We start from the raw sequence: 19,663 nt of genomic DNA, 5'->3' as shown, positions 1-19,663 counted from the left end.
CTCATGACACGACGCCCGATCTCGGCGGTCGTCGGCGGGCTCATGGCGGGTATGTTCCTGTCCGCGCTCGACCAGACGATTGTCTCGACGTCCATGCGGACGATCGCCGACGACCTGCACGGCCTCAGCCATCAGGCGTGGGTCACGACCGCGTACCTGATCGCCTCCACGGTCACGATGCCGCTGTACGGGAAGCTGTCCGACCTGTACGGACGCAAGCCCCTCTACCTCACCGCCGTGGCCGTCTTCGTCGCCGGTTCGCTCCTGTGCGCGACGGCCACGTCGATGGGCGCGCTCGCCGCCTTCCGCGCGGTGCAGGGGCTGGGCGCGGGCGGGCTGATGTCACTGGCCTTCGCGATCTTGGCCGACCTGCTGCCGCCCCGCGAGCGGGCCCGCTACCAGGGCTGGTTCGTCGCCGTCTTCGGCCTGTCGAGCGTGCTTGCGGCCCGCTGTTGCTGGCGGCCGAGCAGGGCAGGACCTGGGGGTACGGCTCGCCGGCCGCGCTGACCTGTTACGCGCTGGGCCTGACGGGATTGGGGGCCTGGCTGCTGATCGAGCGGCGGATGGGAGAGGAAGCCCTGATCCCGCTGCGGCTGTTCCGAGCCGCCCCGTTCAGCCTCTCCGCTCTGGCCGGTGCGGCGCTCGGCGCCGCGATGCTGGGCACCATGATGACCCTGCCGCTGTACTACCAGATCGTCCGCGGCGCCTCCCCGACGCGCTCGGGCCTGATGATGCTGCCGCTGATGGCCGGGCTGGTGCTGGCCTCGGCGCTGTCCGGCCGGGTGATCGCGCGCAGCGGTCGCTACAAGGCCTTCTTCGTGACCGGTCTGGCGCTGGTCGCCGTGGCGGCCCTGGCTCTGTCACCGCTGCTCGACACCGACGTGCCGCTGATCGCGGTGATGGGCCTGGCCGCCGTGCTCGGTCTCGGACTCGGCTCGTCCATGCAGCCGCTGACGCTCTCCGTACAGGCCGCGGCCCCGGTGCGGGACATGGGCGTGGCCACCTCCGCGGCCACCTTCACCCGCCAGCTCGGCGGCACCGCCGGGATCGCGGGCTGCGTCGCGGTGGTGTTCGGCCGTACCGGCGAGATCGGCGACTCCTCCGCCATGACCGCCTCCTTCGCCGGCTCCTTCGCGGCAGCTGTACGCCCTGTCTTCCTGCTGGTCGCGATCCTCGCGGCGGCGGGCTTCCTGATGGCGCTCCTGATCAAGGAGCTGCCCTTGCACCCCACGACGGGCCCGCGGGCCCGCGCGACCGAAGGGATCACCCGATGAGCAAGGCCATCGTCTTCAACACCTACGGCGGCACCGACGTCCTGGAACTCGTGAACACCGAACCGCCCGTCCCGGGACCGGGCCAGGTGCGGCTGCGCGTACGGGCGGCCGGCGTCCAGCCGTTCGACAATCTCTTCCGCGACGGCTCCGCGGCGCGGTACGCGCCCGCCACCTTCCCCCAGCGCCTGGGCAACGAGGCGGCCGGGATCGTGGACGCGGTCGGACCCGGCGTCACGGACTTCGCCGTGGGCGACGAACTGCTCGGGCCCGTCACGCTCGCGGCGTTCGCCGAACACGCCGTGGCCGACACCGAGCAGCTCGTCCGCAGGCCCGAGTGGCTGCCGTGGGAGGAGGCGGGCGCTCTGTCGGCCTCCGGGCAGACCGCCCACACCGCGCTGCGCGAGCTGGGCGTGGGCGCGGGTGACACGGTCCTCATCCACGCCGCCGCCGGGGGCGTCGGCCACCTGGCGGCGCAGATCGCCATCGCGTGGGGCGCCAGGGTCATCGGTACGGCCGGCGCCGGCAACCACGACTTCCTGCGCACGCTCGGGGCCGAGCCGGTGACCTACGGGCCGGGGCTGGCCGAGCGGGTGCGCGAGCTGGGCGGCCGGGTGGACGCCGCGCTGGACTGCGTGGCCACGCCCGACTCGCTGGACGCCTCCGCCGAGCTGGTCAAGGACCCCGACCGGGTGGGCACGATCGCCTTCTCCCCGCTCGCCAACGAGCGCGGCGTCCGCCGGTTGGGCACCTCCCGTTCGGCCGAGCGCCTGGCCGAGTTGCTTGAGCTGGGTATCAGGGTGTCGGTGCAGGCGACGTACCCGCTGGAGCGGACGGCGGCGGCCTGCGAGGCGGTCGAGTCGGGACACGTGCGCGGCAAGGTGGTCGTCACGCCGTAGGACCTCTAGGGGCGCGGCTTTCGCGCGAGCTTCAGGCGCGCCCCCGTGTCCTGCGATCAACGCCCCCGGCGACCTCGGCGACCCCGGCGCGCTCGAGCGGGCCTGCACGGGGACGGACGCCGTCTTCGGCCTGTCGGTGCCGTTCGGCGAGGGCGGCATGGACGCGGAAGTGGCCCAGGTGACCGTCCTCGACATCGCGGGCATGGCCGTGTACGCCATCGAGCACCCCGCCGAACTCGTCGGCGAGCGCGTCGACCTCGCGTCCGACCGCGTGACCGGGGAGGAGGCCGCCCGATCTTGAGCGAGGTCCTCGGCCGGGACATCCCCTACCAGCAGCTGCCTCTGGACATGGTGCGCCAATGGGCCGGGGACGAGGTGGCCACCATGTTCGAGAGCTTCGAGAACAACACCGACTTCATCGACATCGAGGCGCTACGCGTCAGGTTCCCGGCCGTGCGCTGGCACAGTTACGCCGACTGGGCCAAAACGGTGGACTGGGAACGGGTTTTGGCGGGGTAACTTCAAGTCCGCCGCCCGCGTGGCGATTGGCGAACAGGGCGCATACGACGAATATTGATCGTCATGCGCGTCGACTTCGATCCTGCGGAAATGGGCGGGCCGGCTTTCTACAGGTTCCTGACCTCGGTCGTCGTCCCGCGCCCGATCGCGTGGGTCTCCACCGTCACGCCGGACGGAACCGTCGAGAACCTCGCCCCGCACTCGTTCTTCAGCATCGCCAGCACCGATCCGCCGATCGTGCAGTTCACCTCGATCGGCCGCAAGGATTCCCTGCGCAACGTGGAGGACACCGGCGAGTTCGTCATCAATTTCTCCGCCGAACCGCTGCTACAGCTCATCAACGCCACCGCGACCGACTTCCCTCGGACCTTCAGCGAATTCGACTACGCGGGAATCGAACGCGAACCCAGCCGTCATGTGCGGCCGCCCAGGGTGGCGGTCTCGCCCGTGGTCATGGAGTGCCGTTCGCACACGACTCTGCACATGGGCAACTCCACCCTGGTCTTCGGACGGGTGTTCCTCGCGGCGGTGCACGAGGACTACATCGTCGACGGCCGGCCCGACGCCGAGCGGCTGCGCCCGCTGACCAAGCTCGGCGGCGACGAGTGGGGGACGCTGGGCTCGATCCTGCACCTGAGCCGCATCCCTTACGAAGAGCCGGCGATGTGACACGGCTGTTTCGTGGTTCTCGTCTGGGTAGGGGCCGTAGGGTCTGACGGTTCTCATGAGGAGGAGAAATGCCTCGCGGATCGAGCCCGAAGCGGGAACGGCAATACGAGCACATCAAGGACAGCGCCAAGAAGCGGGGGGAAAGCAACAAGCGAGCGACCGAAATCGCCGCCCGTACCGTGAACAAGGAGCGGGCCAGGGCCGGTGAGTCCCGGACCGCGAGCCGTACATCCACCAAGGACATCTCGTCGAGCCGCCGGGGCGGGCTGCGCTCCCATTCCGGCGCGGGCGGTCGTACCAGGGATCAGCTGTACGCCGAAGCCAAGAGCCGCAACATCAAGGGCCGCTCGAAGATGAGCAAGGCACAGCTGGAGAAGGCCCTCAGCTGACCGGGTCGCACGGACGGCCGGGACCCTAGGGGTCCCGGCGACACAAGAGGCGAACATTGTAGAATATACGTCCGTATAATTGCGTGATGACCATCGTCGCGAGCCGCTACCGACTCCTGGCACCGCTCGGCCAGGGTGGCATGGGCACGGTCTGGCGGGCCGTGGACGAGCTGCTCCGGCAGGAGGTCGCGGTCAAGGAGGTGCGCCTGCCGCCGGAGCTCGACCACGCGGCCCGAGCCGAGCTCACCGAGCGCACGCTGAGAGAGGCCAGGGCGGCAGCGCGGCTGCGCTCACACCCCTCGATCGTCACCGTGCACGACGTGGTCATGGACGGCGGGCGGCCATGGATCGTGATGGAGCTGATCCACGGCCGCTCCCTCGATCAGATCGTGCGTACGGACGGCCCGCTGTCGCCGCGCCAGGCCGCCTGGGTGGGCCGGCATGTGCTCGACGCGCTCGGTGCCGCGCACGCGATGGGCGTGCTGCACCGCGACGTCAAGCCCGGCAACGTGCTGCTGACCGACGACGGCCGCGTACTGCTGACCGACTTCGGCATCGCCACGGTCGCCGGGGACGCCGCGCTGACCCAGACCGGCCTGCTCAACGGCTCGCCCGGCTACATCGCCCCAGAACGGTTACGTGGCGAGGACGACGGCCCCGCCGCCGACTTATGGTCACTCGGCGCCACGCTCTACACGGCGGTGGAGGGCAGCCCTGGGTTCTCCGGCCCCAACGCGGCCGCGGTCATGGCCGCCGTGCTGATGCGCGATCCCGCCCCCGCCAGGTTGGCGGGTCCGCTCGCGCCCCTGCTCGCGGCCTTGCTGGAGAAGGATCCCCAGCGGCGGTGTACAGCCGAGCAGATGGCCCGCTGGCTCCACGACATCGCCCAAGGCGACACCCCGTCCACGATCCCCACACCCCGCGAAGCCCCTGTGAAGCGCCGCCGTACCCTTGTCATGGCGGGCGCGCTGGCGCTGGCGGTGTGCGGCACGGCCGCCACGGCGATCTGGCTCAATCTGCCGCCCGCGACTCCGGACGCGCTCGCCGAGCCGTCATCGAAGTCCCCTGCGTCCGCGAAGCCGTCCCCGACGAAGAGCGCCGTGAAGCTGTTTCGCCAGTTGCCCGACGCCTGCAAGCTCCTGACCAACGTGCAGGCGCGCACGCTGCTCGGAGGCACGGCGCGACGCGACGTCCTGGGCACCACACGGTGCCAGTGGCACGGCACCGGCTACACCAGTGTGATGGTGACGACGTACCGTAACCCGACCGTCAAGAGCTGCGGGCTCAACCTCGATGGCATGGTCACCCTGGGGAAGGACGAACGTGCGCGCCACCCCGGCACCAAGCTGCGCTCGGCGCGGGTCGTCGGCGACAGGACGGCCGCCTACACCCGCCGCGACCCCGATGTGGCCGCGGGCTTCCACAACACGCAGGTGTCGTTCTGCCTGGCCAACGTGCTGGCATACGTCAACTACCTGGGTCCACGGCCCGGCTACGGGACCGCCGACCAGGCGGCCAAGCACGTCGCCGCGGCGCTGAAGGCCCTCCGCTAGGTCAGGGGACCCGGCCGACGCCGCCCAGGATGCCGCCCTTCTCCAGCCCGGGGACGATGAACGGGTCGTCGTTGCGCCAGTCCTGTACCGGCACGACGCCGGGTTCGAGCAGCTCCAGCCCGTCGAAATAGGCGCGCACCATGTCGCGATCCCGCCAGTGCAGCGCGCCGGAGGTCGTCCGCCGGTAGACGTCCTCGGTCTCGATCCGCCGGTCGAGGGTGCTCTGGCCCTGCTCCACGTACGCGTGGGAGATGATCAGATGGCTCCCCGGCACCAGCGGCTCGCGCAGGGTCTGGACGATGCCGGCCACCTCGTCGTCACCGCTGAAGAAGTGGAACAGCGCGACGGCCAGGACCGCCACTGGCTGGCTGAAGTCGAGGTGCTGGGCGGCGGCGGCCAGCAGCCCCTTGGGGTCGTGCGCGTCGCCGTCGATGATCACCGTGTCGGGGTTGTCGGCCAGCAGCGCGCGGGCGTGGACCAGCACGATCGGGTCGTTGTCCGAGTAGACGACCTTGGCGTCGGGGATGATCCGGTGCGCGACCTGGTGCACGTTGTCCTGCGTGGGCAGGCCGGTGCCGATGTCGAGGAACTGCCGAACACCGGCCCTGGCGACCGTCTCCACGGCGCGGATCAGGAAACCGCGGTTCGCCCTGGCCATCTCCCGCACGTCCGCGCCGCCCGAGCGGCTCAGTTCGAGGACCCGCTCGGCCGCCTCGCGGTCAGCCGGGAAGTTGTCCTTCCCGCCGAGGAAATAGTCATACATTCGGGCGACCGTGGGGACGGTCGGATCCATCTTCCCCGGAGGCCGCTCAGGCTCGGTCACGCTTCACCCTTCGTCATCTATGACGGCATCTTAGGGGGAAAATGCGGATATGTGATCAGGACGGGTCAGGTGCCCGGAATTCGCGACCGCCTACCGGCGGCACACCCGGGCGTCTCGGATGTCGGCCGGGAGTACGGGCTTGCCGTCCACCGGAGGTGTGGGACCGTCCGGCTCCGGCTGGATGCCGCCGGCGGCGATGCGGTCGAGGACGGCGAGCCCGGCGGCGTCCACCGTACCGAAGATCGTGTAGTTGGGCGCCAGCCCGGAATCACCGTAGACCAGGAAGAACTGGCTGCCGTTCGTGTTCGGGCCGGCGTTGGCCATGGCCAGCACCCCGCGCGCGTACGTCTTGCGCACCCCGGTCGAATCGCCCGGCCACGGCGGCAGGTCCGTGGGCAGCTCGTCCTTGTACTTGTAGCCCGGCCCGCCCTCACCGGTGAAACTGGGGTCGCCGCACTGCAACACCTTCAGCCGGTCATACGCGGTGAGCCGGTGGCACGACGTGGCGTCATAGAACCGGTGCTGGATCAGATGCACGAAGCTCTGCACCGTGCACGGCGCCTTGGCCGGATCGAGCGCGAGCCCGATGTCGCCGTGGTTGGTCCGGAGCACCGCGGAGACCGGACGCGTGGGCGTGCGGCGCGGGTCCGGCGGCAGCGGCACGTCACGCACGGCCGGGTCGTCGGGGGTCTCGGTGTACTGGCACGGCCCCTTGGTCGTTCGGGGCGGCTTGTCCAAGGCCGCCGCCGAGGCCGGCAGCGCACCGATCGCGATCAGCGAGCCTGTCGTGACCGCGGATAACGCGGCGCGGGCCGCGAGTCGTACCAATGCTCTGCCGGACATCTGTCCTCCACTGCGTGATGATCGCTGGGTTTCCTGAGGTCTAATCGATCTGACCAGCGCAGTCAAGGGTTCGGTACGAGCCTGTCCACCCTGGGGCGTCACTCGGCGACCGGCGTGATCGTCCCGATGCCGGTGGCGGCTTGCCGTACCAGATCCGCCAGCTCGGTCCTGGAGGTGATGCCCAGCTTGGGAAAGGCGCGATAGAGGTGGAAGCCGACGGTCCGCGGGCTGAGGAAGAGCTGGGCGGCGATCTCCCGGTTGGACGACCCCTGCGCGGCGAGGAACACCACGTGCCGCTCCTGCGGCGTCAGCCCGCGCAGCGCTTCCGGCAGCGGCTCCGCGGGGCTCGACTCCCCCGAGGCGCTCAGCTCGGCCGCGGCGCGCTCCGCCCAGGGGGTCGCGCCCAGCTGCTCGAACGCGGCGCGCGCGGCCCGCAGATGAGAGCGGGCTTCGGACCTGCGCCGGATCCGGCGGAGCCACTGCCCGTAGGCGAGCTCGGTCCTGGCCCGCTGGAAGGCGGTCAGGGACGGGCCGTGCAGGTCGAGCGCGCCGAGGAAGAGCGGCTCCGCCTCGCCGTCCGGCGCGGTCAGCGCCCGGCAGCGCAGCGCCACCGCGCCCACCCAGCGCTGGCGCGTGTCCCCCGCCCACCGCTCCAGCACGGCGAGCGGCTCGACGGTGGCGCCGGGCAGGTCGGCCTGTACGGCCGCGTCCACCAGATCGGCCGCGCAGTGGACCGCGATCACCGGGTGGTGCGCGGGGCCCGCGACCACGCGCTCAAGGTGCGCCACAGCGGCGCCCGCCCGGCCCAGCCCCAGCTCCAGCAGGCCGAGCGCCCAGGTGGCCAGCGCCGCGCTGGCCGGCGCGTCGTGGTCGGCGCAGTAGTCCAGGCTCGATTCGGCGTAGGCCCGGCAGCGCTTCTCATCGCCGCTCAACGCGGCGATCAGCGCGACCAGGCCGCTCAGATGCCCGACTCGGTGGGTCTGGCCGAGGTCACCGGCGAGCTTCAGCCCCTCGGTGGCCAGTCTGAGCGCTTCGGCAATGCGGCCGCTCAGCATGAGGGCCTGGGCCTGGAGTTGCAGGGCGTACGGCAAAAGGCCCATCAGGTCCTGGTGGCGGCAGTCGGCCACCAGCGTGGAGGTCAGGCGCAACGCCGAGCCGGCGTCGGCGGCCATCAGGCCCAACGAGGTGGCGGTTATGGCTTGCTGGGTCGCCAGGGCGGGCGTGTGCTCGACCAGCTCACCGATGGCGGCGAAGCCGCTGAACGGGTCACCGGCCATGATCTTCGCCAGCGTGGGCAGCGACCGGGCCAGCGGAGCGGACCAGGTGGGCTGGGCGCCTGATCGCACGACCTGCGAAGAAGCTGGTGACGAGGCTCGCGCGGAACCTCGTGAAGTCGCCGGTGCCGACCAGACGGCGGCGGCGATCTCGGCCGCGAGCCCCTCGTCGCCGCTGTAGCCGAACAGGCGGATCGCGTCGGCGATCATGACGATGGCCATGGCGTGGTCGTCGTCGCCGATCCTGGCCGCCGCGTCCAGCAGCATCCGCGTGGCCTTGGTCGGGGAGCCGATCTCGGACTCCACGGTGGCCAGCACTCGGGCGGCCGAGGCCAGCGTCGAGGGCTCGGCGCTCAGCTTGGTCGCGCACGTCGCCAGATCCGCCGCGCGGCGCAACTGACCGGCGTCGCACGCGGCGACCGCGGCGGCGGCATAGCGCCGGGCGCGGGGCTCGGGGTCGGTGGTCAGCTCGGCCGCGCGCTCCAGCGCCGACGACGTCCCGACGGCCTCCAGCTCACGCGCGATCTGCTCGTCCGGCCCCAGCACGGCGGCGGCGAGATGCCAGACCCGCCGCTCGGACGCCGTCTCAGCCAGGGCCCGGTGCGCGGCGATGCGGGCCGAGACCGGCGCGGACTGATAGGCGGCGACCAGGATCAGCAGGTGGCGAGAGGTGAGCTTGTCCGGCCGCACCTCCACCAGCCCAGCCGTCTCGGCGGGCTCCAGATCAGCCGGTGTCGCTCCGGTGGCGGCGAGCAGTTCGGGCAGGGAGGCCGCGGGGTCGGCGGCGGCCAGCAGGAGGAGGAAGCGAGTCCGGTCAGGCAGGGCCCGTAAGCACGCGCCGTACAACTGATCGGCCCGTCGCGAACGGCCGGCCCAGCCGGTGTGCAGGCCCAGCGGCGACAGCCTGCCCTCGACCTGGGCCGGGCTGATCCCCGCGGCAAGCTCGCGCAGGGCCAGCGGATTGCCGCGGGCGTCCTCGACGATCCGCTCACGCACCTGCGGGACGATGCCCGGCCGGCACTCGGCGACGATGTCCAGCGCCGCCTGCCTGTCGACACCGGGCAGGTCCAGCTCGTCGATCCCCTGGAGCGCGGGCACCTCGCCCTCGGCGGCCACCAGGATCACCACGCGCGCGGCGGCGAGGCGCCGGACGCAGAAGGACAGGACCGCCAGGCTCTCCCGGTCCAGCCAGTGCGCGTCGTCGATCAGGCAGAGGACGGGCCGCTTGCCCGCCAGGTGGCGCAGGAGGTTCCAGACAGGCAGGTACGGCGAGCGCGGCCAGGCGGGTTCGCCTACCGCGCGGATGCCGGGCGCAAGGCTCCACGGTTCCGGGTCGCCCTGGCGGTCGACGACATCGGGCACAAGGCTCCGCGGTTGCGGCTCGCCCAGCTGGTCGAGGACGTCGCGCTGCTGGGCGGGCAGGTGTTTCCAGCGCGGACGGGTGGTCCCCAGCAGCATGTGCAGGCCGCCGTACGGGAGGTGCGACTCCTCGGGGCTGCCGGAGGCGCGCAGCACGATTTGATCACTCGCGAGCTCGGCCGCGAAGGCGAGCAACACGCTCTTGCCCGCCCCGGCTTCCCCGCGCACCATCAGGGCGCCGCTCTCACCAGCGAGAAGTCGCGTGATCCTGGCCTGCTCCGCGATGCGCCCGTGCAGCACCAGGCGAGAGTACCGGACTCGGAGTTGATCTCATACCTAACCCGGAGCATTCCGACACCCTCGAACCAGGTCATCCGTACAGATGTGGTGCGGATAGGCGGGGACTACGGTCGCCGCCGGAGGTCGGCATGAGGAATCGTTGGGCCACTCGTCTTTGCTCGGCACTGACAGTGACCACCCTTGTCATCAGCATGGCAGGTCAGGGAGCCCACGCGGCTGCCAAGGAGCCGACGCTCCCCGAGCAGCGCCTGGGCTCGGCGGCGAACCGCACGCACCAGGTGGCGGCGGAGGCGACCCGGGCGCAGACCGAGCTGCCGGAGAAGAAGGCCGCCAAGCTGCCCAAGGGGGTCGTGCCCCGGGAGGCCCAGCAGCCGCCCAAGCTGGTCTCCCATCTGTCGAACAAGACGCAGCGGGTGGGCAAGGCGACCGGCAAGCCGGGCAACGGGGAAGTGCACGGGTTCGACGCCAAGCAGAGCCGGGTGGCCCCCAAGCTGGGCGACGCGACGTCCAAGGTGTTCCAGAACCCCGATCAGACCTACACCGTGCGCACGTACTCCAGGCCAGTGCGATACCGGACGGCCACCGGTGAGTGGGCCGACATCGACCTCAACCTGACCGGCGCCAACGGACGCTGGCGGCCGACTGCCAACGACGTCGCGGCCGAGCTGGCCGACGACGCCGCCGACCCCAGGCTTCAGTCGCTCACCTTGGACAACGAGCACAGCCTGTCCTTCGCCCTCCAAGGGGCAAAAAGCACAAAAGCCGATATTTCGGGAAATATCGCGAAGTACGGTGAGGTGCTGCCGGGGACGGACCTCCAGGTCGAGGCCGCCTGGAACGGGATCAAGGAGTCGCTCGTCCTGACCTCGCGCCAGGCCGCGACGGGCCCCTGGGACTTCCCCTTCCAGGCCAAGGGGCTGACGCCGCGAAGCACGCCGCAGGGCGTGGAGTTCGTCGACGAGCAGGGCGCGGTGCGCATCACCGTCCCCGCCGGATTCATGAGCGACGCCAAGGGCGCCCGCTCCGACGCGGTCCACTACACCCTCGCCGGCGACGTCCTGCGGGTCAGCGCCGACCAGAAGTGGCTGCGCGCCAAGGACCGCGCGTTCCCGGTGGTCATCGACCCCTCCTCCTATGTACGCACCACCAGCGGCGCCTCCTCCGACACCTACGTCGACAACCACTCCGGCGCCAATCACTCCGGCAGCGACCAGCTCCTGGTCGGCTCCCAGGACGGCACCAAGCGCAACAACGCCTACATCAACTTCAACCTCGCCTCCCAGATCCCCCACGCCTATGTGACCGGCGCCGCGCTCTTCCTCTACAACACCCTGTCGAACTCCTGCGCGGCCAACCCCGTCACGGTGAAGCAGATCACCAGCGGCTGGAACGTCGGCACGATCTCCTCCTATCCCGGCGTGAGCCTCGGCGACACCTGGGGGTCGGCCAGCTTCAGCGGCGGCGTGACCTGCGGCGGCGCCGGCTGGGCGTGGATCGGGATCAACAGCGCGGGCCTGTCGGCCCTGTCGGACTGGTCCAACGGCGCGGGCAACAACGGCCTGGCGCTGACCGCCGACAGCTTCAAGGAGTTCGCCAGCGCCAACTCGGCCAACCCGCCGTACCTGCAGGTGGACTACAGCCCCTGGCGGGCGCTGTACGCGATCGACTCCGGTGCCACGATCGACCCGCCGGTGACGGCCAACAGCTTCGGCAGGCTGCCCGTCACGGTGATCAACAACGGGATGAACTCCTGGTCTCCCGGCTCGGTGAAGCTGGGCTACAAGGTGTACACCCTCGGCGGCAGCTTCGTGGGCAGCTCCACCGCCGCCGCCACGCTGCCCGCCACGATCGGCAACAACGGCTCGGCGAAGGTGAGCGCCACGATCGACCCGCTCAACCCGGGCTCGTACCAGGTCTGCTGGGACATGGTGGCGAACGGGCAGTTCTTCTCCGACTGGGGCGTACCCGTCTGGTGCGTGAGCCTGAGCGTGATCAACGTGCCACCCCAGATCGACTCGATGTGGCCGGGCAGCGGGTACGTGGAGTCCACGCTGATGCCGGAGTTCACGGTCACCGGCCATGACCAGGACGAGTGGCCCGGCGGAGAGCTGAACTTCATCTTCAACATCTGCCTGGTCTCCGCCCCCAGCACGTGCCCGGCGACCGGCCTGATCAAGGGCGACTCCAACACCGGTGAGCAGACCGCGAACTGGACGGTGCCGCAGGGCAAGCTCAAATGGGGCGAGCAGTACATGTGGCAGGCCCTGGTCACCGACGGCAAGACCTCAAGCCCGGCGACCGGATGGAGCACCTTCCGCACGGTCGTGCCGCAGCCCCTGGTCTCCTCGCACGTCTCCGACAGCGCGGGCACGGCCGCCGTCAAGGGCATCGACCCGCTGACCGGCCAGTACGCGGCCACCACCACGGACGCGAGCCTGACCACCGCCGGTCCCGCGCTGGCGATCACCCGCTCGTACAGCAGCCTGAACTCCCGCTCGGGGCTGTTCGGCGTGGGCTGGACCACCGCCTACGACATGAAGATCGTCACTGACAGCGACCTGACGGGCAACGTCGTGGTCACCTACCCGGACGGGCGGCAGGCGCGCTTCGGCCGCAACTCCGACGGCACGTACGCGCCGCCCGAGGGCCGGTCGGTGAGCCTGGTGAAGGCCGATACGGCGTGGTTCCTGCGTGACAAGTCCGGCGGCGCGTACGTGTTCGACACGAACGGCCGGTTGACCGCGATCTACGACGACGACCAGCACGGTGAGTTCCTCACCTACAACGGCGACGGCACCCTGGCCAAGGTCGTGAACAAGGTCAGCGGCCGCGGTCTCTACTTCACCTGGACCAGCGGTGTGGTGACCTCGGTCGCCACCGATCCCGCCCAGGGCGCGCCCGCGTGGAGGTACGGCTACGGCTACGGCCTGCTCGCCCAGGTCTGCCCGCCGGGCACGACGACGGCCTGTACGAAGTACACCTACAAAATGCTGTCCCACCACCGGACGGCCGTCGTGGACGCCGCCCCCGCGATGTACTACCGGCTCCACCAGAGCACGACCAACGAGACACAGATGTTCGTCGGCCAGGACGACGCGCAGGCGGTCAACCTGACCTACGGCGCGGCGGGCGCCCCGGCCGGGACCACGGACGGCTCGGCGACGTTCAACGGCACGAGCTCCTACGTGCGCATGCCGTACAACATCACCGACGACACCACCTACGCGGCGGTCGGGATGTGGTTCAAGACCACCAAGGCCGGCGTGCTGTACGGCGCGCAGATGAACACGCTGGAGGACTCCCGGGGCCCGCTCCCCTGGGGCTTCCTGCCGATGCTCTACGTCGGGACCGACGGGAAGCTGCACGGCCAGATGGCCGACGACGGCAGCTGCGGCTCGATGACGTCGACCGCGGCGGTGAGCGACGGGGCCTGGCACCATGTGGTGCTGACCGCGAGCGGAACCTGGCAGGGCATGTACCTGGACGGCGCGATCGTGGGCAGCCGCTTCAACCAGGTCAAGGCGACCCGTCTGCCGAACGCCAGCATCGGGGCGGGCTACGTGAACACCTCGGGCTGGTGCCCCGCCGCGCCCACGGACACGCGCGGCCACTTCACCGGCCAGATCGACGACCCCGCCTTCTACACCCACCCGCTCGGCCCCACGTCCGTCGCCGCCCAGTACGCGGCCGGGCAGTACACGGGCGCGCTGGAGACGGTGAAGCTGCCGTCGGGCAAGTTGCAGGCCACGCTCGCCTACGACACCCAGAGCGACCGCGTCGCCTCGATGACCGACGCCAACGGCGGGCAGTGGCGGGTCTACCCCGCCCAGACGCAGGCCAGCACGGAGTACTACCCGAACGCGGTCCTGAGCGCCCGGCCGCGCGAGTACTACCGCCTCGCCGAGTTCTCCGGCACCCGGGCGGCCAGCGCGGCCTACGGCGACGGGCGCGACACCGGCGCGACCTACCACAACGTCACCCTGGGCCAGAGCGCACCCATCGTCCTGGCCACCGGCGGCGACTCGGCCGCCGGGTTCAACGGCTCCAGCTCCTATCTGGAGCTGCCCGACGGCGAGATCAAGGGCGGCGGCGACCTGTCGGCGGAGCTGTGGTTCAAGACCGCCAAGCCCGGCGTCCTGCTCGCCTACCAGGCCCAGGCCATCACCGACCCGGCCGGGCCGCAGGCGAACTACACGCCCGCGCTGTACGTCGGGACGGACGGCAAGCTGCGCGGCCAGTTCTGGGACGGCGCCGCGGTCGCGCCGATCACCACGAGCGCGGCCGTGACCGACGCGAGCTGGCACCACGCCGTCCTGACGGCCTCCGGTGACACCCAGTGGCTCTGGCTGGACGGCGCGGTGGTCGGGACCAGGTCCAAGGGCCCGGTGTCCACGATCGCGCAGAACCATGTCTACGTCGGCGCCGGTTTCATCGCGGGCAACTGGCCCGCCAAGCCCTCGGACACGCTGGGCCACTTCAACGGCACCATCGACGAGGTGGCGATCTACTGGAACAGTCTGCACACCGACGCGATCCAGGCGCACTACAAGGACGTCGCCACGTTCGGCATCCCCGCCACCACCGTGCTCGCCGCCGACCCGCGCGGCAAGGCGATGGTCTACAGCTACGACCCGCAGCACGGCGGCCGGCCGACCTCGCTGTACGACGCCTCGGGCGGCACCACGCGCTACGGCTACGACCTCAACGGCAACCTGGCCACGGTGAGCGACCCGGACGGGCACACCACGCAGCTGTACAACGACGACCGCGGCAACCCGGTCATGAAGGTGACCTGCCGCGGACCGCGCTCCTGCCAGACCTCCTACTTCACCTACTACCTGGACGCCGGCGACCCGCTGAACCCCCGCAACGACAAGCTCACCGGCGCGTACGACGCCCGCGCCACCGCAGGGAACGACGCGGCGCACCGCACCAGCTACACCTACGACATCTCGGGCGACCTGCTCAGCGTCACCACACCTCCCGTGGCCGGAGCCGCCAACGGCGGCACCACCAAGTACGCCTACACCGATGGCGACGAGGCCGCCACCGACGGCGGCACCGTCCCGGACGGGCTGCTCGCCTCCACGACCACCCCTGGCGGCAGGACCACCCGCTACAGCTACCGCCAGAACGGCGACCTCGCCCAAGTGGTGGACGCCGCGGGGCTCACCACGAAGTACGACTACGACAGCGCCGGCCGCCCCATCTCCGAGACGAAGATCTCCGACACGTTCCCGAACGGCGTCAGCACCTCCATGGGCTACGACGCCCTCAACCACCTCACCGCCACCGTCGGCCCGGCGACCACGGACGTGATCAACGGCGTCAAGCACCTCCCGTGGGTCCTCTACACCTACGACGTGGACGGCAACGTCACCAAGGCCGAGCGGACGGACCCCACCGGCAAGGACGTCACCCGCACCACGGACTACACCTACGACGCCGCCGCCCGCGTCTCGTCCGTCAAGGACCCCGAGGGCAAGACCACCACCTACGGCTATGACGTCTACGGCAACCTCACCAGCACCGTGGACGCCACCGGCGCCGACTTCCGGCACACCTACGGACCGACCGGTCTGCCGCTGACCACGAGCCTGGCCAACTGGGTGGGCGACCCGCTGGACACCGACGCCCCCAAGGAACTGGTCCTCGAATCCCGCGCCTACGACCCGGCCGGGCGCCTGGCCACGGTCACCGACGCCATGGGCCGGACCACCCGCTACCGCTACTACGACGACAACCTGCTCGAATCGGTCTGGGCCGAGGGCTTCCACAACGCCGATGGAACCACCCGGGACATCCCGCTCCAGCAGAACACCTACGACAGCGCGGGCAACCTCATCAAGCGGGTCACCGGTAACGGCAAGAGCACGACCGCCTACACCGTGGACGCCGCCAACCGGGTCACCGAGGCGCTGCTGGACCCCGCCGGCATCAAGCGCAGGACCACGTACGGCTACGACGCCGACGGCGGTGTGGTCTCCCTGGTCCAGGCGCAGGACAGCGGCTACACCTGGACCGCGTTCGACCTCGACGCGCTGGGCCGGCCCCTGTCCCAGAAGGTCTGGGACGGCGACGAATGGCTCACGACGTCGTGGACCAGGGACCAGCGGGGCCTGCCGAAGACGATGACCGACCCCCGTGGCGCGGTGACCGACTACACCTATGACGAGGCGGGCCGGCTCACCACGACCAAGGCGCCGACGGTGGCCATCGAGCACTCGGGCGGCACGCCGTACAACGTCAGGCCGACGACGCGGTCCGGCTACAACAGCTTCGGCGACGTCGTGACGAGCGAGGACGCCGAGGGCTACCGGACCACGATCACCTACGACGGCATGAGCCGGCCGCGCGTCGTCACCCTGCCCTCGTACCGGCAGCTCGGCGCCGGTGCCACGGTGACGGCGGGCTCCACCACGACGTACGACGCGCTGGGCCGCGTGACGCACGTCGAGGACGCGCTCGGCCACGGCGACACCCACACCTACGACCAGCTGGGCAACCTGGTGGCCACCACCGACGCGGCGGGCAACCAGTCGCGCTCGGGCTTCGACGTGGCCGGGGAATGGCTCTGGACACGGGACCAGGCGGGCCGGGTGACCGGGGCGACGTACGACGACCTCGGCCGCCGGATCTCCAGCACCGCCGTCGACCGCACACCGGCCGCGGCGGGATACACCACCGCCTATGAGTACGACGACGCGGGGAACCTGACCTACGTCACCACACCGTCGGGCGCGCGCAGCCAGTACGGCTACAACGCGGCGGGCGAGGTCGTGGTCGACGTCAACCCGCTGGCCCAGGCCCACTGGTACACCCGCGACCACGCCGGCCGGGCGACCAAGATCGCCAACCCGGACGGCACCAGCAGCACGCTCACCTTCGACGGCGCCGGCCGGGCGACCGCGACGGCCGATTTCGACGCGGCGGGCAAGCAGCTGCGGTCCACGACGATCGGCTACGACGACGCGAGCAACCCGGTCACCGTCAGCAGACCCGGCGGCGGAGTCACCACCTACGACTACGACGCGCTGAACCGGCTGACCGGCCAGCACGAGAAGACCACGGCGACGCACACCATCAACACGACCTTCGGCTACGACGCGGTCGGCAACCGCACCCGCTTCACCGACGGCAACGGCAACGCGACCTCCTACGCCTTCAACCCGTGGAATCTCCAGGTGGCGATGTTCGTGCCGCCGACCACGGCCTACACCACGCTCGCCGACCGCCAGACGATCACCGACTACGACGCGGCCGCCCGCCCCGTCCAGGTCACCAAGCCGGGCGGGGTCACCATCGCCCGCACCTTCGACCCGCTGAACCGGCTCACCGCGGAGACCGGCGCGGGCGCCGAGACCGCCACGACCGCGCACAGCTTCGGCTACGACACCGTGGGCCGGCTGACCTCGGCCGGGGGTAACACCTTCGGCTACGACGATCGCGATCATCTCGTCAGCACGGCGGGGCCGTCCGGCACGGCGTCCTTCACCTATGACGCCGACGGCCGCATGAAGACCCGTACCGACAAGGCGGGCACGGCCGCCTACGACTACGACGCGGGCAGCCGCCTCACCACGGTCCGCGACCCGCTCACCGGCGGCACCTCGATCTACTCCTACGACACGATGGACCAGCTCAAGGGCGTGGACTACGGCGGCGCCAAGCGCTCCTTCGACTACGACGCGCTGCACCGGCCCACCTCCGACACGCTCAAGACCACCGCGGGCACGGCGCTGGCCGGCATCACCTACGGCTACGACGACGCCGACCGGCTCACCACCAAGACCACGACCGGTACGGCGGGCGCCGCCGCCAACACCTACGGCTACGACCTGGCGGGCCGGCTGACGTCGTGGAACTCGGCCGCCTACGAGTACGACGACGCGGGCAACCGGACCAAGGCCGGCGCGGCCGCCTCCGTCTACGACGCGCGCAACCAGCTGGTCTCCGACGGATCGGCCGGCTACGCCTACTCGGCGCGCGGCACCCTGAAGTCCAGGACGCCGAGCGGCGGGAGCGCGAGCGCGACGAGCTACGACGCGTTCGACCGGATGATCACCGACGGCGCCTCGACCTACGCCTATGACGGGCTGGACCGGCTCGCGTCGGCCGCGGGCCGCACGTTCAGCTACTCCGGCCTGGGCAACACCCCGGCCGCGGCGGGTGCCGAGCTCTACGGCAGGGACCCGGCGGGTGACATCGTCTCCGTCGCGGGCCTGTACGCCTACACCGACCGGCACGGCGACCTCACCGCCACCTTCACCGGCGCGGGTGCGCTGACCGATTCGGCGGCCTACGACCCGTACGGGAAGGTCGTCGCGAACTCGGGCACCAAGCGGGACGTCGGCTACCAGAGCGGCTGGACCGACCCGGCCACCGGCAAGGTCAACATGGCCGCCCGCTGGTACGACCCCGGAACCGGCGCGTTCCCCAGCAGGGACACGCTCGACGTGAACCCGATGCCGTCGATGAAGGGCAACCGCTTCACCTACGCGGACGGTGACCCGCTCAACCAGGTGGACCCGACCGGTCACTTCGGCTGCCCCGCCTTCGTGTGCGGCACCGCCAAGCAGGCGATCAAGGTCGTCTATCGGGACATCGCCAGGCCGGCCTGGAGCGCGGCCGACTACGTCCTCACCGGTGGCGGGGAGTTCGGCGCGGCCGCGCGCGGCTCACGGTTCTGCGGTCCGGCCTGGCTCTACTGCCTCGCGGCGGCCGGCGTCACCGCCGGCGTGGCCTACTACGCGGCGAAGTGGTGGAAGAACAACTGGTGGAAGGGCTGGCCGGACGGCAGCGGGCCGTACATCCAGTACCCGGACGGCGGCGGCTCCCCCGGCAAGGGCAAGTCCGACGGCACGCCCGGCGACGACGGCGATCCCGGCGCCTCGCCCGGCAAGGGCACGAACGGCCCGCCCAAGGCGGATCCGCCGCCGCCTCCGCCGCCCACGCCCCAGGAGCTGGCCGACATCGCGGCGAAGACGCGCGCGACCAGGCCCGGCCCCATCGACCACGACCGGCTGCCCGGCCCGGCGGGCACCTCGCTCGCCGACGCGCTCGACAAGGGGCTCAACCACCGGGTCGACAACGCCATCGACAAGATCCTGGACAAGGTCGGCGTGGCCTTCACGCCGATCGAGGCCAGGGCCGGCGACGGGCAGCCCAACGGCGGCCTCGACCCAGCCCCGCACGTCGTCGGCCAGTGCTCGGGGGTGTTCGGCGCGGACGCGATGCAGGACTGCCGCGTCGATCCGGGCCCGGGCGTCCCGCCGGACCCGACGGTGCAGCTGGCCCCCTGCCGTGGTGTGACGGGCGCCGGCGCCGCCTGCTCCTCCTCCGAGGAGACGGCGGCGGCCCTGGGGAGCGAAGGCGCCGGCTTCGGCGACGACTTCCTGACGCTGGCCCGCCGCCCCGGCGATCGGCCGAAGTGGAGCGAGAGGCTCCCGATGAACATGGACACGGTCCGGCGGGTGGCCCAGGACTGGGACATCCGGATCGACGACCTGACCATCAGGATCGACAAGGTGAAGGACGGGCTGGCCGGCGTGACCTTCCCCAACCAGATGGTCCTGCTGCGGCGAGCCGCTTTCCGCAGCGAGGAACTGCTGGCCCGCACCCTCGCCCACGAGCGGTTCCACGTGGAGGACATACGCGGGGGCGGCGTCTTCCCGAAGACGCTGGAAGAGGCGCGACCATGGGAGGACCGGGCCTATGCCTTCGAGGACGACTGGTGGGACAACCATCCACGTAACCAGTAAGGG

General features: G+C 70.9%; 12 protein-coding genes. 9 read left to right on the top strand and 3 right to left on the bottom strand.

The genetic code is table 11. The features are described from left to right. Positions 1-3: 3 nt before the first annotated feature. From AB0C30_RS35295 to AB0C30_RS35260, 8 genes are all read left to right on the top strand, one after another. Positions 4-507, top strand: a complete 504-nt coding sequence (locus AB0C30_RS35295; protein WP_357952485.1) for an MFS transporter — start codon at positions 4-6, stop codon at positions 505-507. Next, positions 453-1,274, top strand: coding sequence for an MFS transporter (locus AB0C30_RS35290; RefSeq protein ID WP_357952484.1), 822 nt, complete (start codon positions 453-455; stop codon positions 1,272-1,274). Before AB0C30_RS35295 ends, AB0C30_RS35290 begins: the two co-directional genes overlap by 55 nt. Continuing rightward, entirely contained in the window at positions 1,271-2,170 is a 900-nt protein-coding gene (locus AB0C30_RS35285) for an NADP-dependent oxidoreductase (RefSeq protein ID WP_357952483.1), read from the top strand. Before AB0C30_RS35290 ends, AB0C30_RS35285 begins: the two co-directional genes overlap by 4 nt. Positions 2,171-2,327: 157 nt before the next feature. Further along, positions 2,328-2,471 (top strand): hypothetical protein, encoded by a 144-nt coding sequence (locus AB0C30_RS35280; protein ID WP_357952482.1) that lies wholly within the window; start codon positions 2,328-2,330, stop codon positions 2,469-2,471. After that, positions 2,468-2,689 carry a hypothetical protein gene (locus AB0C30_RS35275; RefSeq protein WP_357952481.1) on the top strand — a complete coding sequence of 74 codons (222 nt, stop codon included), beginning with the start codon at positions 2,468-2,470 and terminating at the stop codon, positions 2,687-2,689. The genes AB0C30_RS35280 and AB0C30_RS35275 overlap by 4 nt, the downstream gene beginning before the upstream one ends. A gap of 63 nt (positions 2,690-2,752) precedes the next feature. Next, entirely contained in the window at positions 2,753-3,358 is a 606-nt protein-coding gene (locus tag AB0C30_RS35270) for a flavin reductase family protein (RefSeq protein ID WP_357952480.1), read from the top strand. Positions 3,359-3,426: 68 nt separating this feature from the next. Next, on the top strand, positions 3,427-3,747 hold the full coding sequence (locus tag AB0C30_RS35265; RefSeq protein WP_357952479.1) for a plasmid stabilization protein: 321 nt from the start codon (positions 3,427-3,429) through the stop codon (positions 3,745-3,747). An 86-nt stretch (positions 3,748-3,833) separates the two neighbouring features. Next, a complete protein-coding gene (locus tag AB0C30_RS35260; RefSeq protein ID WP_357952478.1) occupies positions 3,834-5,300 on the top strand; it encodes a protein kinase in 1,467 nt (488 codons plus the stop codon). A 1-nt stretch (position 5,301) separates the two neighbouring features. On the opposite strand, the gene AB0C30_RS35255 is transcribed toward AB0C30_RS35260, so the two are convergent. From AB0C30_RS35255 to AB0C30_RS35245, 3 genes are all read right to left on the bottom strand, one after another. After that, entirely contained in the window at positions 5,302-6,093 is a 792-nt protein-coding gene (locus AB0C30_RS35255) for an SAM-dependent methyltransferase (protein WP_357952534.1), read from the bottom strand. Positions 6,094-6,213: 120 nt separating this feature from the next. Beyond that, positions 6,214-6,966 (bottom strand): peptidylprolyl isomerase, encoded by a 753-nt coding sequence (locus AB0C30_RS35250; protein WP_357952477.1) that lies wholly within the window; start codon positions 6,964-6,966, stop codon positions 6,214-6,216. 98 nt (positions 6,967-7,064) lie between these two features. Next, on the bottom strand, positions 7,065-9,899 hold the full coding sequence (locus AB0C30_RS35245; protein ID WP_357952476.1) for a LuxR family transcriptional regulator: 2,835 nt from the start codon (positions 9,897-9,899) through the stop codon (positions 7,065-7,067). Positions 9,900-10,090: 191 nt separating this feature from the next. Between AB0C30_RS35245 and AB0C30_RS35240 the strand changes: the two genes are divergently transcribed. Then, on the top strand, positions 10,091-19,660 hold the full coding sequence (locus tag AB0C30_RS35240; protein WP_357952475.1) for a LamG-like jellyroll fold domain-containing protein: 9,570 nt from the start codon (positions 10,091-10,093) through the stop codon (positions 19,658-19,660). The last annotated feature ends 3 nt before the right edge of the window (positions 19,661-19,663 follow it).

The organism is Nonomuraea sp. NPDC048901, from assembly GCF_040649695.1.
Classification (GTDB): Bacteria; Actinomycetota; Actinomycetes; order Streptosporangiales; family Streptosporangiaceae; genus Nonomuraea.
The sequence above is the reverse complement of the archived record's forward strand: the minus strand, read 5'-3'. Positions and strand labels throughout refer to the sequence as shown.

Bases quoted from the DNA above. Each gene is read 5' to 3' on its own strand.
- AB0C30_RS35265 (WP_357952479.1), top strand. From the start codon at position 3,427: ATGCCTCGCGGATCGAGCCCGAAGCGGGAACGGCAATACGAGCACATC.
- AB0C30_RS35255 (WP_357952534.1), bottom strand. From the start codon at position 6,093: ATGGATCCGACCGTCCCCACGGTCGCCCGAATGTATGACTATTTCCTC.
- AB0C30_RS35280 (WP_357952482.1), top strand. From the start codon at position 2,328: ATGGACGCGGAAGTGGCCCAGGTGACCGTCCTCGACATCGCGGGCATG.
- AB0C30_RS35240 (WP_357952475.1), top strand. From the start codon at position 10,091: ATGGCAGGTCAGGGAGCCCACGCGGCTGCCAAGGAGCCGACGCTCCCC.
- AB0C30_RS35295 (WP_357952485.1), top strand. From the start codon at position 4: ATGACACGACGCCCGATCTCGGCGGTCGTCGGCGGGCTCATGGCGGGT.
- AB0C30_RS35250 (WP_357952477.1), bottom strand. From the start codon at position 6,966: ATGTCCGGCAGAGCATTGGTACGACTCGCGGCCCGCGCCGCGTTATCC.
- AB0C30_RS35260 (WP_357952478.1), top strand. From the start codon at position 3,834: ATGACCATCGTCGCGAGCCGCTACCGACTCCTGGCACCGCTCGGCCAG.
- AB0C30_RS35285 (WP_357952483.1), top strand. From the start codon at position 1,271: ATGAGCAAGGCCATCGTCTTCAACACCTACGGCGGCACCGACGTCCTG.
- AB0C30_RS35270 (WP_357952480.1), top strand. From the start codon at position 2,753: ATGCGCGTCGACTTCGATCCTGCGGAAATGGGCGGGCCGGCTTTCTAC.